10 protein-coding genes are annotated in these 13,762 nt (G+C 66.1%); 2 read left to right on the top strand and 8 right to left on the bottom strand.

Going from position 1 to position 13,762, the window contains the following annotated elements; translation table 11 throughout:
* Window positions 1–308: 308 nt before the first annotated feature.
* Complete coding sequence (locus tag AAFG16_RS46430; protein WP_342736020.1) at window positions 309–1,736, top strand: serine hydrolase; 1,428 nt, start codon at window positions 309–311, stop codon at window positions 1,734–1,736.
* Window positions 1,737–1,934: 198 nt separating this feature from the next.
* Here the strand turns inward: AAFG16_RS46430 and AAFG16_RS46425 are convergent, their stop codons facing one another.
* Window positions 1,935–3,302, bottom strand: coding sequence for an MmgE/PrpD family protein (locus tag AAFG16_RS46425; RefSeq protein WP_342736018.1), 1,368 nt, complete (start codon window positions 3,300–3,302; stop codon window positions 1,935–1,937).
* Between the two features lie 120 nt (window positions 3,303–3,422).
* Between AAFG16_RS46425 and AAFG16_RS46420 the strand changes: the two genes are divergently transcribed.
* Entirely contained in the window at window positions 3,423–4,538 is a 1,116-nt protein-coding gene (locus AAFG16_RS46420) for an FUSC family protein (protein WP_283082831.1), read from the top strand.
* Window positions 4,539–4,888: 350 nt separating this feature from the next.
* Here AAFG16_RS46420 and AAFG16_RS46415 read toward each other — a convergent pair whose 3' ends face one another.
* From AAFG16_RS46415 to gyrB, 7 genes are all read right to left on the bottom strand, one after another.
* Complete coding sequence (locus AAFG16_RS46415; protein WP_342736016.1) at window positions 4,889–6,202, bottom strand: SMI1/KNR4 family protein; 1,314 nt, start codon at window positions 6,200–6,202, stop codon at window positions 4,889–4,891.
* 74 nt (window positions 6,203–6,276) lie between these two features.
* The gene (locus AAFG16_RS46410) at window positions 6,277–6,933 is read right to left on the bottom strand and encodes a DsbA family protein (RefSeq protein ID WP_342736014.1); all 657 of its coding nucleotides are present in this window, start codon (window positions 6,931–6,933) and stop codon (window positions 6,277–6,279) included.
* Window positions 6,930–7,418 carry a DUF2867 domain-containing protein gene (locus AAFG16_RS46405; RefSeq protein ID WP_342736012.1) on the bottom strand — a complete coding sequence of 163 codons (489 nt, stop codon included), beginning with the start codon at window positions 7,416–7,418 and terminating at the stop codon, window positions 6,930–6,932. The genes AAFG16_RS46410 and AAFG16_RS46405 overlap by 4 nt, the downstream gene beginning before the upstream one ends.
* The gene (locus AAFG16_RS46400; protein WP_342741089.1) at window positions 7,415–8,806 is read right to left on the bottom strand and encodes an MATE family efflux transporter; all 1,392 of its coding nucleotides are present in this window, start codon (window positions 8,804–8,806) and stop codon (window positions 7,415–7,417) included. Before AAFG16_RS46400 ends, AAFG16_RS46405 begins: the two co-directional genes overlap by 4 nt.
* A gap of 351 nt (window positions 8,807–9,157) precedes the next feature.
* Window positions 9,158–10,453, bottom strand: coding sequence for a UDP-N-acetylglucosamine 1-carboxyvinyltransferase (murA, locus tag AAFG16_RS46395; RefSeq protein WP_342736010.1), 1,296 nt, complete (start codon window positions 10,451–10,453; stop codon window positions 9,158–9,160).
* 85 nt (window positions 10,454–10,538) lie between these two features.
* Entirely contained in the window at window positions 10,539–11,006 is a 468-nt protein-coding gene (locus tag AAFG16_RS46390) for a hypothetical protein (RefSeq protein ID WP_283082826.1), read from the bottom strand.
* A 202-nt stretch (window positions 11,007–11,208) separates the two neighbouring features.
* Entirely contained in the window at window positions 11,209–13,644 is a 2,436-nt protein-coding gene (gyrB, locus tag AAFG16_RS46385) for a DNA topoisomerase (ATP-hydrolyzing) subunit B (protein WP_342736008.1), read from the bottom strand.
* Window positions 13,645–13,762: the final 118 nt, after the last annotated feature.

The following is a 13,762-nucleotide window of genomic DNA, read 5'->3' as shown; positions in this document are numbered from 1 at the left end:
TTTCACCTCTCCCCGCTTGCGGGGAGAGGTCGGATTGCCCTTGCGATCCGGGTGAGGGGGTACAGGTCTCACGGCAATGGAATCCGCGGAGAGAGGCCCCTCACCCCAACCCTCTCCCCGTAAGAACGGGGCGAGGGAGTACAGCGCACTCAGCGATCGAGCTTTTTTAGTCAATTGAAATACCTATAGAATTTCGAAATCGACCAGCCCTCGATCAGTTTTCAACTAGGTCATTTTCCAAATCCGGCGAGCGCGCGTCGCCCGCCTCCGGCTTCCTCCCGGCACTCGCCTCGAACCGGAGAAAGCCCGTGACCCGCCGCCGCAACATCCTCCTCCTCACCACCGCCATTGCCTGTGCCGGCCTCGCCTTCGGTGCGGCGCGGGCCCGTGACGTGCCCAAGGTTGCCACCGGCTTCATTGCCCACACGCTCTGCTCGGAGACGTTCGTCTCCGGCCTCGATCCCCAGCGCGACCTCACTGAAACCACCGACGCGATGCCGGGCGCGGATCTGCTGACCTGGGCGATGAATTTGCAGATCGATCGCGCCCGCAAGGACGTCACGGTGACGCTGTTCGGCATCGGCCGCAGCCACGCCGTCTATCGCGAGGGGCTCGGCTGCACGCTCGAGCACGGGCAGGGGATCGCCGATGTCGCATTGCCGCCCGACGACAAGCAGCCCGCGTTGCTGCCCGAAGTCGCCGGTCCTGATATCGTCGCTCCGCAAAGCGAGGGCCTGTCAGCCGCGCTCGACCGCGCCTTCTCTGAACCCGCGCAGCCGCCTTATCGCCGCACCCGCGCGATCGTCGTCATGAAGGCCGGCCGCATCATCGCCGAGCGCTACGCCGACGGTGTCGGGCCGGCGACCCAGTTGCTCGGCTTCTCCATGACGAAGTCGGTGACCTCGGCGCTGACGGGCATCCTCGTGCGCCAGGGCAAGCTGAAGCTCGACGGTCCCGCGCCAATTGCCGCCTGGCAGAATCCGGATGATCCGCGCCATGCCATCACCGTCCACCAGTTGTTGCGTCACACCGCCGGCATTGCGCTCGGAAGCTCGCTGGAGGCCAAGCTTGGCTCCGTGCTCGAGCCGGTCAACACGATGAAATATGCCGAGGACGATATGGCTGGTTTCGCCGAGCGCGTGCCGCTCGCCACCGCGCCGGGGACGGCGTGGAACTATCACGATGGCAATTACCTCATCCTCGCGCAGTTGATCTGCAACGCCGCCGGCGGCAAGCCCGCCGATGCGCTTGCCTTCGCGCGCCGCGAGTTGTTCGCGCCGCTCGGAATGCGCCACGTCACGCTCCAGCTCGACGCTTCGGGCACGATCGAGGGCTCCGGCGAGATGATGGCGTCGGCGCGCGACTGGGCGCGCTTCGGCCAGCTCTATCTCAATGACGGCGTCGCCGGCGGCAAGCGCATCCTGCCCGAGGGTTGGGTGAACTATTCGGCCACGGCGACGCCGGGCGGATGGGTCGGCATCGGCGCCGGCTTCTGGACCAACCGAGGTGACAGCTTTGGCGCCGACTTCCGCATCACACACGGCTGGCCGCGCGATGCGTTCTTCGCCAAGGGCACGATCGGGCAGTACACCATCGTGATCCCGTCGGAGCAGCTGGTGATCGTGCGGATGGGCCGCTCGCCGAACTGGCCGCCGGATGTGGATGGCGTGTTCGACCTCGTGCGCGATGTGGTAGCGGCGACGCGCGAGAAGGGGAAGATGGCGGGGGTGAATTGAGAGGAGCGGAGCGCGACGCGCCGCCTCTTTCTTCCTTCTCCCCTTGTGGGAGAAGGTGGCGCGAAGCGCCGGATGAGGGGTATCTCTCCGCGAGTCCAACTTTCATTTGAGGGCGCGGAGAGAGACCCCTCACCCGGCTCGCCGCTAGCGCGGCGAGCCACCCTCTCCCACAAGGGGAGAGGGGAAGAAGCGCCGCTGCTACCTCCCGAGCTCCGTTGCCTTGGCCACGCGATCGAACCGCTCCAGCGTCATGATCGCATCGGCGAACTTCTCCGCCCGCGCGTTCAGCACAGGCCGGGCCAATGTCAAAAACTTCTGCTGCATGGCCTGCGTGTCGGGGAACGAATTCGGCTCACCGGACGGATCGGCATAGAGCCGCTCGTGCACGCCATCATCCGTCGTGATGCTGACGCGGGCGCCGAACGGATGGGTGCGGCCGACCTCGAGGCGGTCGTCCTGCACCACGTCGAACTTGTCGGCGAGCGCGTCGATGGCGGCATCGCCAAGGCGGTTATAGTCGTCCCAGCCGAACGAGCCCTGATCGAGCGCGAGCGCGCCGGTGAAGAACATCGAGAACTGGCCGCCGACGATCGAGCGCGGGTGGCGCTTGGTCGCGGCATCGCCGGTGAGCGTGATCCCGTTGCGGTGCAGGCCGATCTCGACACGCTTGACCTGGTCGGGCGTCAGATTGTGCTCGCGCCGCATCGCGATCAGCGCGTCGATCGCAGCATGGGTGTAGCGGCAGCTCGGATAAGGTTTTACGCCGATCTTCATGGTCTCGTAGGTCTTGCCGAGCTCGGCGACCGCCTTGTCCGGATGCGCATCGTCGGTGTAGCCGGCGAGCAGGCCGTGCTTGCCCTCGACCGATTCGGTCGATCCGACGAAATCGTTGCGCGCCAGCGTCGCTGCGATCACGCCGTTCATCGCGGCGGCGCCGACCTGATAGCGCTTGTTCCAGGAGCCGTTGACCAGAAATTGCAGCGAGCCCGCGGCCTGGCTGCCGGAGACGCCGAAGGCGGAGATGATCTGCTTCTCGGAGAGGCCGAACAGCTTTCCGGCCGCCGCGGCCGCGCCATAGGTGCCGGCGGTCGCGGTCGGGTGGAAGCCGCGCGCATAATGCGAGGTCGGGTCGAGCGCGTTGCCGAGCCGGCAGCAGACTTCATAGCCTGCCACGATCGCGGTGAGCACGTCGCGCCCGGACGCGCCGACCATCTCGCCGACGGCGAAGGCGGCCGGAACCACCGGTGCGCTCGGATGCAGCGAGGAATCGGCATGGGTGTCGTCGAAATCGAGGGAATGGCCGAGCGCGCCGTTCAGGAGCGCCGCGACTGCCGGCGTCCAGGTCTTGGTGTCGCCGAACACGGTGGACTCGCCCTTGGTGTCGAGCGCGAGCGCCTCCAGCATCTTCAGGATCGAGGGAGTCGATTCCGCCTCGCTGCGGGCCCGGATGGCGCTACCAAGGAAGTCGAGCGTCAACACCTTGGCGCGATCCAGCACTTCCGCCGGAATATCCTGGTATTTCAGATTGACGACATAGGCGGCGAGCGTTGCGGTTTCGTGGGCCATCGTGTTTCCTCGTTTTGGCGCGCAAGTTAGGCGGGCTGATTTGGCCTTTCAAGCGGGCTTGCGGCCGCGGGCATCAGCTATGCTTTGGCTTTACAAGGGATTGGACCGGGGCTTCTGACGATGACATTCGCGAGGAAGGCGTTCGACCGGATCAGGGCGCGGCGCACGCAATTGGGGCTGGCGATCCGGGTCACGGTGGCGGCCGTGGCGGCCTATGTCATCGCCACCGCGCTGCATCTCTTGCTGCCGCTCTGGGCGGTCCTGACCTCGCTGATCGTGACCCAGATGAGCGTCGGGCGTTCGCTGAAGGCGACGCGCGACTATGTGATGGGCACGATCGGCGGCGCCATTTATGGCGGCGCCATCGCGATTCTACTGCACTATTCGAGTGAAACAGGGCTGCTGGCGCTCCTGGTGCTCGCGGTCGCGCCGCTTGCCTTCATCGCCGCGATCAATCCGAGCCTGAACGCGGCCACGGTCACCGCGGTGATCGTGCTGCTGGTTCCGACCATGCATCATGCCGATCCACTTGCTTCGGCGATCGACCGGGTCTCCGAGGTCGGCGTCGGCGCGATCACGGGACTGCTGGTCTCGTTTCTCGTTCTGCCCTCGCGCGCGGTGCGGCAGATTCGCGCCGCGGCGGCGCAATTGCTCGAGCTGATCGCCGATGCCTTCACCGAATTGCTCGCCGGCCTGACGCGCGGCCGCGACAACGACGCGCTGCACCGGATCCAGGACGGCATCGGCACGGCCATGGTGGGCATGAATGCGATCGGCGCCGAGGCCGAGCGCGAGCGCGCCGCGCGGCTGTCGAGCGGGCCTGACACCGGCCCGCTGCTGCGCACCGTGCTGCGGCTGCGCCATGACGTCGTGATGATCGGCCGCGCCACGGTGGTGCCGCTGCCGGTCGAGGTGCAGATGCGGCTCGCTGCGCCCCTGACGGAGGTCTCGACCGTGATCGCGCGCTTCCTGCGCTCGGCTGCCGCGGCCTTGCGCGAGGGTGCCGGCGCGCCGCCGATCCATCCCGTCCACGTCGCGCTCCAGCATTACGCCGAGGCGGTCGCGTCCGTCCGTCATGACGGCCTGATCCGCGGCCAGCCCGGCGACACCGCCGAACGCTTCTTCGCGCTCGGCTTCTCCCTGGAGCAGATGCACCAGAATCTCTGCGACCTCGACCGCGTCGTCGGCGAATGGTCGGAGGCAGCAAGTGACAAGTCGGCGCGTGTGGCTGAGTGAATCGAGCTAGAAGCCGAAACGAGCTCTGCCGGCAACGGCGCTCTCTCCGTTCCCTTCCCCCACTAGGGCAGGGCAATCGCATATGGCTTGCACGATGCGGCGGCATGGGCACTGGGCTCCCTCTCCCGCTTGCGGGAGAGGGGTGGGGAGAGGGTGTCTCCGCAACGGGATAATCCCCAAGAGGAGAGAGCCCTCACCCGCCGCGCTCTGCGAGCGCGTCGGCCTCTCCCGCAAGCGGGAGAGGCGGAGCAAGCCCGCAGACAATCCTCGTGAAATCCATATGCGATTGCCCTACCCACAAGGGGGAGGGAACGCGCTTCCGTTGACGCGATTGCTCATGTCTCATCTCTCTAAAGATCGAAGAACGCCAGCTGCTCCGGCTCGCGCCGCTTGATTCCGTCGGTCAATTTCTTCAGCGCGACGTCAAAGCCCGGCTGCTTCTGCTCCAGCTCCCATGCGCCGTCATGGTCCCATTGAAAACACCAGCCATAGCGCTCGCCGGGCTCGACATGAAGCAGCAGGCAGCGGCTGTGCTGCGACGGTTCGGCGATGGGAATGAGGTGCCTCAATGAAACGCCATACTCCTTGCGGAAATAGGTGCAGGCGTCCTCGAGCTCGTCTTCGGAATGGGCGATGAAGTCGAATACATAGCGTTGCTGTGTGGTGAGCTCGCGAGGTGCATAGAAACGGAGCTCGGAGGAGGATTCGGGCAAGCGGACCAGCAGCTCGGTCTCGCCGCGGGTCAGCAGGAACTTGCGATAGTCGTCGGGCAGCCGGACGCCGAGCGCCTGCTCCGCCGCGTGGATGTCGGCTTCGCTCGCCGGCTTGCCGCGCTTCCAGCGCCAGCCTTTGGCGGATTTGCTCGCCTTGCGCCGTGCGACATATTCGGCATAGTCGGGCAGCGCCATGATGTCGTCGAAGCCGCCGAACCGGGACCATTGATAGGCATCGTCGAAGGCTTCTTCCCGCCGCTCGGGGAAATGCGCGCAGAGCAGCTCGGCGCGCTTGACGATCCGGTCCTGACTCGGGGAGACCTTGCAGAGATGCTCGATCGTATGCAGCGAGGCGTCGGGATTGTCGGCCTCCAGATAGGCATCGCTCAGCAATTCCAGGATACGCCCTTCCAGATCGCCCTCGTAGATCGACCACGCATAATGCGGCTGCTTGGCAGCGCGCCGCGCAACAAGCGTGTCGCGCGCCTGTTCGGCAAGACGCACCGCCTGCGCCGGGTCGTCTCCGGCAGAATAGCTGCGTCGCGCGGCATGCCAGAGATACAGCGGCTCATGCTCGGCCGGCGTGCCCCTGAGCGCGTCGAGCTGCCTCGCCTGCTCGGGCATCGGTGCGCTGAGCGCGAGGATCATCAGCTCGTCAAGGCCCTTCTGCCAGTCCGGCTTGGCTTGCGGGCCGGGCCCGAGGTCGCGCAGCGTGTAGTTGGTATGGTCCGTCTCGACATAGCCGGAAGCGACGAGCTCGGCGACATGGCGGCGGAACGCGGCGGCTGCGTCGGCGATGCCGGAAAATTCCTTGCGCAGAAACTGGTCCGCGTCAGGATCGCCCTTCCAGTTCATGTGAACGCCGACCACCATGGGGTCGCGGCCCGGGACCAGCATCAATTCGCGATCATCGTCGCCGGGCGGGCGGTGGAAGAATTTTGCCAGATACATGCGACCTCCGAAGGCGCCGCCGGCATCGGGGCGCCATGTCTCAGTCGCGATCTCAGGGAAACCGGTTCACGCCGTCACGGCTGGCGCTTCGCCAGGCCCTTGCTTTGCATGCGCCAGAGCAGCAGATCGATGCGGTCCTGGCCGAAGAACGGCTCGTTCGCGAACACGAAGGTCGGCACGCCCCAATGGCCTGATGCCGCATGGTCCTTTTCGTTCTCCGCGATCACCTGCTCGTAGCGATCCGGATCGGCCGCGATCGCTGCGTCCATCGCGGCGAGGTCGAAGCCGGCCTTGTCGGCGGCGCGCGCGAGGTGGTCGCCTTCATTCCAGCCCGCCACCGAGCCGTCCCACAGCACGCGCGCGATCGCGTCGGTGAAGGCGAGCGAGCGACCCTCGAGCTGCGCCATCGCGCCCAGCCGGGTCAGCCGGTGGATGTAGGGCTGCTCGGTCGCAACATCGAACGTCACCTTGTCCTGCACGATCGGATCTGGCCGGGGAAAGCGGAACGGAATGCCCTCGTGCTGCGCCACGCGCGTGCTGTCGAGCACCACATAGCGAATGAAGTTCGGGCTGGCCTTCTTGAAGAAGCCGGGCACGCGCACCGCGAGCGGGTAGACCGGCCGCAGGTTGACCGCGAGATCGTACTCTTCGACGAGCCTCAGCGTCTTCGGCAGGGCCAGATAGCTGAAGGGGCTGCGGTAGGAGTAGAAGAGATCGACGGACAGGGTCATCGGGCCGGCTCCACGATGTCTCCCATCATGCTGCGGGCCACGAGCTTGTGGAACGGTACGATCAGCGTGAGGTAGGTTCGCCCGAGCAGATTGTTGGTCCGCACCAACGTGGTCAATGTCACCCGCCGGTCCGCCGCGTCGCCGGCGACGTCAACAACGACGCGGAAATCGAGATGGTAGTCGTCCAACCCGGCGATCAGCCGCTCCGGCGTTTCGCTCAGCACCGGAAACAGGCCGATCATCCCGTGCGGAGCCGGAGCGCCCTGGCCCGACGTCTTCAGTCCGAAGGGTTTCACCAGGATGTTGCGCAAGCGCGTCAGCGCATCGATCCAGCGCGGCCCATGCAGCACCATTCGGGTGCAGGCCTCGCGGGCGCTCAATTGCGTCGCGCCGACCTCGACACGAAAGGCATCGATGAACTGCGCGCCTGATAGCACCGCGCCGGCGTCGACATTGGGGGCGACTTCGCGAACGGGACCTGTCATCCCACCAGTCTGCGCGTCAGCATCCGGAATCGCAAGATCAAGAGTCCGGCATAGACGAACGTTCCGATCGAGAACCCGACCCAGACACCGATCGCGGCGAGGCCGGCGTTGAAAGCCAGCACCCAGCCGACGGGAAATGCCACGCACCAATAGCCGATCGCCGCGAACACCAGCGTCATCCTGGTGTCATTGATGCCGCGCAGTGCGCCACCCATGATGGTCTGGAGACCGTCGGCGATGAAGAAGGTCGCGCCGATCACCAGCAGCGTCGCCGTCAGCTCGATGGTCGGCGCGCTGGCCTCGCTGTTGCCGAAGAACAGCCGTCCCACCTGATATCGGCCGATGATGATGGCGACCGTCAGGGCGGAGACCAGGACGATCCCGAGCACGGCTGCGACGAGGCCCGCGCGCTTGACCGCAAGCGGCTCGTTACGGCCGAAGGCATGGCCGACCCGCACCGTCGCGGCCATGCCGATGCCGAGCGGCACCATGAACAGCACGGCGGTGACCTGGAGCGCGATCTGGTGCGCGGCGATCGCGGCGGTCGAGATCAACCCCATCAGCAATGCCGCCGACGAGAACAGACCATATTCCAGCAGCAGCGAGAACGAGATCGGCGCGCCGATCGCGATCAGCTGGCGCATCAGCGGCCAGTCGATCCGCCACAGATGGGCGAGCGGACGATAATCCGCGAACGGCTTGCGCAGACCGGCGATGGCGAGCGCGGCGATGAAGGTGCCGAGATTGACCAGCGTGGTCGCAAGCCCGGCGCCGAACAGGCCGAGCTCCGGCAGGCCGAACAGGCCGTGGATCAGGCAGTAGACCAGCGCGGCATTGATCGGGATCGCCGCAAGGGTGATCCACAGCGGCGCCTGCGGCCGGTTCACCGCGCTCATCATGCTGCGCAGCGCGATGAAGCCGAGCGCCGGCGCGATGCCCCAGGCAAGACCGTTGAGATAGCGCTGCGCCAGCGCGGCCGATTGCGGCGCCTGGCCGAGCGCCAGCAGGATCTGCTCGCCATAGAGCGGCGAGGCCATCATCGGCAGCGAGATCAGCAGCGCGGCCCACAACCCGACGCGCAAGGAGCGGCGGATGCGCCGGACGTCGCCGGCGCCAAACGCTTGCGCCGCCAGCGGCGATACCGCGGACATCAAGCCGAGCCCGAAGGTGAAGCTGACGAAATAGACGGTGTGCGCGAGCGCGGCCGCTGCAACGGCCTCCTCGCCGAGCCGCCCGATCAGCGCGAGATCGGTCGTGATCATCGCGATCTGCCCGAGCTGCGTCAGCATCATCGGCACGGCCAGCCGCAGCGTCTCGACGAATTCCTGCGCGAGATGGTTCTGCGCGCCGGCCTGCGGCTGCGAGTGATGTTGGACGGTGTCGAGCATGGCGGGCGGGTCAATAGCACGGCCAGGCGTCGAAAACATGGCCCGCCTTCCTCCCCTCTTCCCTTGTGGGAGAGGGTGGCTCGCCGCAGAGCGGCGAGACGGGTGAGGGGTATCTATCCTCACGAGCAATCCTGCGAGCGGAGAGAACCCCTCATCCGGCGCTTCGCGCCACCTTCTCCCACAAGGGGAGAAGGAAGAAAGCCGCCTCGGTATCGTAGGGTGGGCAAAGGCGCATTTTGCGCCGTGCCCACGACCTATCAATGATTTCGAGAGAAACCGTGGGCACGCTTCGCTTTGCCCACCCTACGATACTGTCGTCGCGGAGAGTTCTCCCACAAAGGAAGAAAAGCCTCAGCCCTTCCGCTCCGGCACGCGCTTGATCTTGGCGCCGAGCGCGTTGAGGCGCTCCTCGATGCGCTCGTAACCGCGCTCGATCTGGTCGGCGTTGTTGATGGTGGAGGTGCCCTCGGCGCAGACCGCCGCAAGCAGCATCGCCATGCCGGCGCGGATGTCGGGCGAACTCAGCGTCGCGCCGTGGAGGCGGCTCGGGCCTGCGATGATGGCGCGATGCGGATCGCAGAGCACGATACGCGCGCCCATCCCGATCAGCTTGTCGACGAAGAACATCCTGGATTCGAACATCTTCTCGAACATCAGGATCACGCCCTCGCATTGCGTGGCGGTGACGATCGCGATCGACATCAGATCGGCCGGGAAGGCCGGCCAGGGCTGGTCCTCCAGCTTCGGCACGTGGCCGCCGAAATCGTCCTGGATCTTCAATGTCTGGTTGGAGGGCACGATGAGATCGTCGCCCTCGACGCGGCAGACGATGCCGAGCCGCTCGAAGCCCATGCGGATCGAGCGCAAATGCTCGACGCCGGCGCGGGTGATGCGCAAGGGCGAGCGCGTCACGGCGGCAAGCCCGATCAGCGAGCCGACCTCGATATGATCCGGCTGGATCCGGTAGGTCGCCCCGCCCAGCGTCGCCGGACCATGGATGGTCATGGTGTTGGTGCCGATGCCGTCGATCTTGGCGCCGAGCGCGACCAGGAAGTTGGCGAGGTCCTGCACGTGCGGCTCGGACGCCGCATTGCGCAAGTAAGTGATGCCGTCGGCGGCGACCGCCGCGACCAGCGCGTTCTCGGTCGCGGTGACGCTGGGCTCGTCCAGGAACACGTCCGCACCGGTCAGCTTCGGCGCGCGGAATTCCAGCCGGTCGGTCGCGGTGACTTTGGCCCCGAGCTGCTCCAGCGCCAGCACATGGGTGTCGAGCCGGCGCCGGCCGATGACGTCGCCGCCGGGCGGCGGCAGCATCAATTCGCCGCAGCGCGCCAGCAGGGGACCGGCCAGCAGGATCGAGGCGCGGATGCGGACGCAGAGTTCAGGATCGAGATCGGCGGCGCGGATGCTCTTGGCGTGGATGTGAAGCGTGTTGCGCTCGGTCCACTCCGCCGCCGCGCCGACCGAGCGGACCAGCTCGACCAGCGTCTCGGTGTCGCGAATCCGCGGCACGTTCTCAAGCGTCACCGGATGCTCGGTGAGCAGGGCGGCCGCGATGATCGGCAGCGCCGAGTTCTTGTTGCCGGACGGCTCGATCGAGCCCGAGAGCCGGTGACCGCCCTCGACGATGTATTGGATGGGCGCCACTTGGTTCTGTCCTGTTGGGTGGGCGGGCTGTTTCGGGCGGAAACTACAGAGAATTGAGCGCGGGAGCAATTGTGGCGGGCGCGCCTCAAAACAGCCCGATGATATTCCCGACCACATAGAGGATGGCGATCAGGATCAGCGCGCCGATCATGACGAAGGAGATCTCGATCGCGATGGCGCCGGTGCCGAGGATGCCGGCGACGCCGGCAAGGAGCCGTTCCTCGCGGAAGATCAGCGCGAGCACCGCGAGCAGGATGGCGAGCAGGCCGAGCGAGATTGCGGTGACGGAGGCGGTTTCGCTCCAGCTTCGTCCGGCGGATTTTTCGATTCTAGGCGCCTGATACTGCACGCCCTTCACGCGCGCGATCAGCCGGTCCTTGATGCGATGACCGGTGTCGACGATGACCTGGTCGGCCGGCGGCGGCGGAAACACCATCGGCACCACCCAATGCGGCAACACCGCCGCCATCAGCGCCAGCACGCCGACAATGCTGCCGATGATACCGAGCCGGCGGGACGGTGCGGCGGAACTGGTGGGTGCAGAGGCGGTCATGGCACGACGCTTCCCGGCCGGAATTGGCCTGACGGGCTCATGCCCCTTCGTCGCGATGGCAGGTGGTGAGGTTCAGGGGGGTGTGTCCACGGCGTCATGGCCGGGCTTGACCCGGCCATCCACGCCTTTGCCCAGAGCACGAAGAGCGTGGATGCCCGGGACAAGCCCGGGCATGACGACCTTTCGTGAATGTCGCGGCGCGCTAGATATCGATCGTCGCGCTCAGCGAGTGTTCCTGAATAAAATCGCGACGCGGCTCGACCACGTCGCCCATCAGCTTGGTGAAGATGTCGTCGGCCTCGTCGACCTCCTTGACCTTCACCTGCAGCAGCGAGCGCACCTCGGTGTCGAGCGTGGTCTCCCAGAGCTGCTCCGGGTTCATCTCGCCGAGACCTTTGTAGCGCTGCAGCGTGATGCCCTTGCGGCCTGCCTCGGTGACCGCTTCGAACAGGTCGACCGGGCCGTGCACCACGTGCTCGCTGTCCTTGCGCCGCAGCTTGCCGGAGCGGGCGTAGACGTCCTGCAGCTTGGTCGTGTACTCGTCGAGCTTGCGTGCCTCGGCCGAGCCGAGCAGCGCGTCGTCGATGACGGCCGCTTCCTTGACGCCGCGCACGGTGCGCTCGAACAGGAAGCCCTGGCCCTCGACGAACTGCCCGACCCAACCGCGCTCGACCTCCTCGGCCTGGCTGTCCAGCCGGGTCGCGATGTACTGCGCGGCGGCCGCGGCGTTCTCGGGGTTGCCGTAGACCGACTTGTTCAGCACGCCGGTGATGGCGGCCTGCTCGACGACCTTGCGGTTGTAGCGGCTGTGCAGGTTGCGCAGGATGCTGCGGACCACGCGGGCGTCGTCGACCAGCGCGCGCAAATCACGCCCCGAACGGTCGCCGCCGGTGCCGGGAATGTAGACGCAGTCATCGAGACCGGCGTCGATCAGATAGTCTTCCAGCGCCCGCTCGTCCTTCAGATACTGCTCGGACTTGCCTCTGGAGACCTTATAGAGCGGCGGCTGGGCGATATAGAGATAGCCGCCGTCGATGATGTCGCGCATCTGCCGGTAGAAGAAGGTGAGCAGCAGCGTGCGGATGTGGGCGCCGTCGACGTCGGCGTCCGTCATCACGATGATCTTGTGATAGCGCAGCTTCTCGATCGAGAACTCGTCGCTGATGCCGGTGCCGAGCGCGGTGATCAACGTGCCGATCTGCTCGCTCGATAGCATCTTGTCGGGGCGGACGCGTTCGACGTTGAGGATCTTGCCGCGGAGCGGCAAGACGGCCTGGAATTCGCGGTTGCGGCCCTGCTTGGCGCTGCCGCCTGCCGAGTCGCCCTCGACGATGAAGAGTTCTGACTTCGCCGGATCCTTTTCCTGGCAGTCGGCGAGCTTGCCGGGCAGCGAGGAGACCGAGAGCGGGCTCTTGCGCGTCAGCTCGCGCGCTTTTCGCGCAGCCTCGCGCGCGGCCGCGGCCTGGATCACCTTGCCGACGATCATCTTGGCCTCGGACGGGTGCTCCTCGAACCAGGCCTGGAGCGCCTCGTTGAGCACGTTCTCGACCACGGGGCGCACTTCCGAGGACACCAGCTTGTCCTTGGTCTGCGACGAGAATTTCGGATCCGGCACCTTCACCGACAAGACGGCCGTGAGGCCTTCGCGGCAATCGTCGCCGGTCAGTGCGATCTTTTCCTTCTTCGCATTGGCCTCGGCATAGCCGTTGACCTGGCGCGTCAGCGCGCCGCGGAAGCCGGCGAGATGGGTGCCGCCGTCACGCTGCGGGATGTTGTTGGTGAAGCACAGCACGTTCTCGTGGTAGCTGTCGTTCCACCACAATGCGGCCTCGACGCCGATGCCGTTGGCTTCGGAGCGCACCATGATCGGCGCCGGCACCAGCGCCTTCTTGTTGCGGTCGAGATATTTGACGAACTCCTCGACGCCCCCGGAATAGTGCATCTCCTCGCGCTTCTCGACCGCGTGGCGCATGTCGGAGAGGATGATGTTGACGCCGGAATTGAGGAAGGCGAGCTCGCGCAGGCGGTGCTCGAGCGTGGCGAAATCATATTCGACGTTCTTGAACGTCTCGGTCGAGGCGAGGAACGTCACCTCGGTGCCGCGCCGGCCCGGCGCGTCGCCGACCACCTTCAGCGGTGCGACCGCATCGCCATGGGCGAACTCGATGTAGTGCTCCTTGTCGTCGCGCCAGATGCGCAGGCCCAGCTTGCTCGACAGCGCGTTGACGACGGAGACGCCGACGCCGTGCAGACCGCCGGAGACCTTGTACGAGTTCTGGTCGAATTTTCCGCCGGCGTGCAGCTGGGTCATGATGACCTCGGCCGCCGAGATGCCTTCGCCCTTGTGGATGTCGACGGGAATGCCGCGGCCGTCGTCGCGCACGGTGACGGAATTGTCGGCGTTGAGGACGACGTCGACGCGCGTGGCATGGCCCGCGAGCGCTTCGTCGATCGCGTTGTCGACGACCTCGTAGACCATGTGGTGCAGGCCCGAGCCGTCGTCGGTGTCGCCGATATACATGCCGGGGCGCTTGCGGACGGCATCGAGACCCTTGAGCACACGGATCGATTCCGCCCCGTAATCGCTCGCGTTGGAGGGCTCGTTTTCGGCAGGCGTCTGCCGAGCAGGTTCTGTCATGAGAGGCCTTCGAGATGTCGCCCGAATCAGCTGCGCAAAAGGCGCTGATGTGGTGGTTATTTGTGCCATGAAAGAGGGCCTGCGCCTAGCGCAAAGTATCTTCCGGCAACCCTTTGGG

The sequence above is a fragment of the Bradyrhizobium sp. B117 genome, assembly GCF_038969555.1.
Lineage (GTDB): Bacteria > Pseudomonadota > Alphaproteobacteria > Rhizobiales > Xanthobacteraceae > Bradyrhizobium.
This window is presented reverse-complemented; position numbering and strand designations above follow the sequence as displayed.

Excerpts from the sequence above, each read along its gene's own strand:
- AAFG16_RS46420 (WP_283082831.1), top strand. The coding sequence starts at position 3,423 with ATGACATTCGCGAGGAAGGCGTTCGACCGGATCAGGGCGCGGCGCACG.
- AAFG16_RS46390 (WP_283082826.1), bottom strand. The coding sequence starts at position 11,006 with ATGACCGCCTCTGCACCCACCAGTTCCGCCGCACCGTCCCGCCGGCTC.
- AAFG16_RS46415 (WP_342736016.1), bottom strand. The coding sequence starts at position 6,202 with ATGTATCTGGCAAAATTCTTCCACCGCCCGCCCGGCGACGATGATCGC.
- AAFG16_RS46405 (WP_342736012.1), bottom strand. The coding sequence starts at position 7,418 with ATGACAGGTCCCGTTCGCGAAGTCGCCCCCAATGTCGACGCCGGCGCG.
- AAFG16_RS46410 (WP_342736014.1), bottom strand. The coding sequence starts at position 6,933 with ATGACCCTGTCCGTCGATCTCTTCTACTCCTACCGCAGCCCCTTCAGC.
- gyrB (WP_342736008.1), bottom strand. The coding sequence starts at position 13,644 with ATGACAGAACCTGCTCGGCAGACGCCTGCCGAAAACGAGCCCTCCAAC.
- AAFG16_RS46425 (WP_342736018.1), bottom strand. The coding sequence starts at position 3,302 with ATGGCCCACGAAACCGCAACGCTCGCCGCCTATGTCGTCAATCTGAAA.
- AAFG16_RS46400 (WP_342741089.1), bottom strand. The coding sequence starts at position 8,806 with ATGCTCGACACCGTCCAACATCACTCGCAGCCGCAGGCCGGCGCGCAG.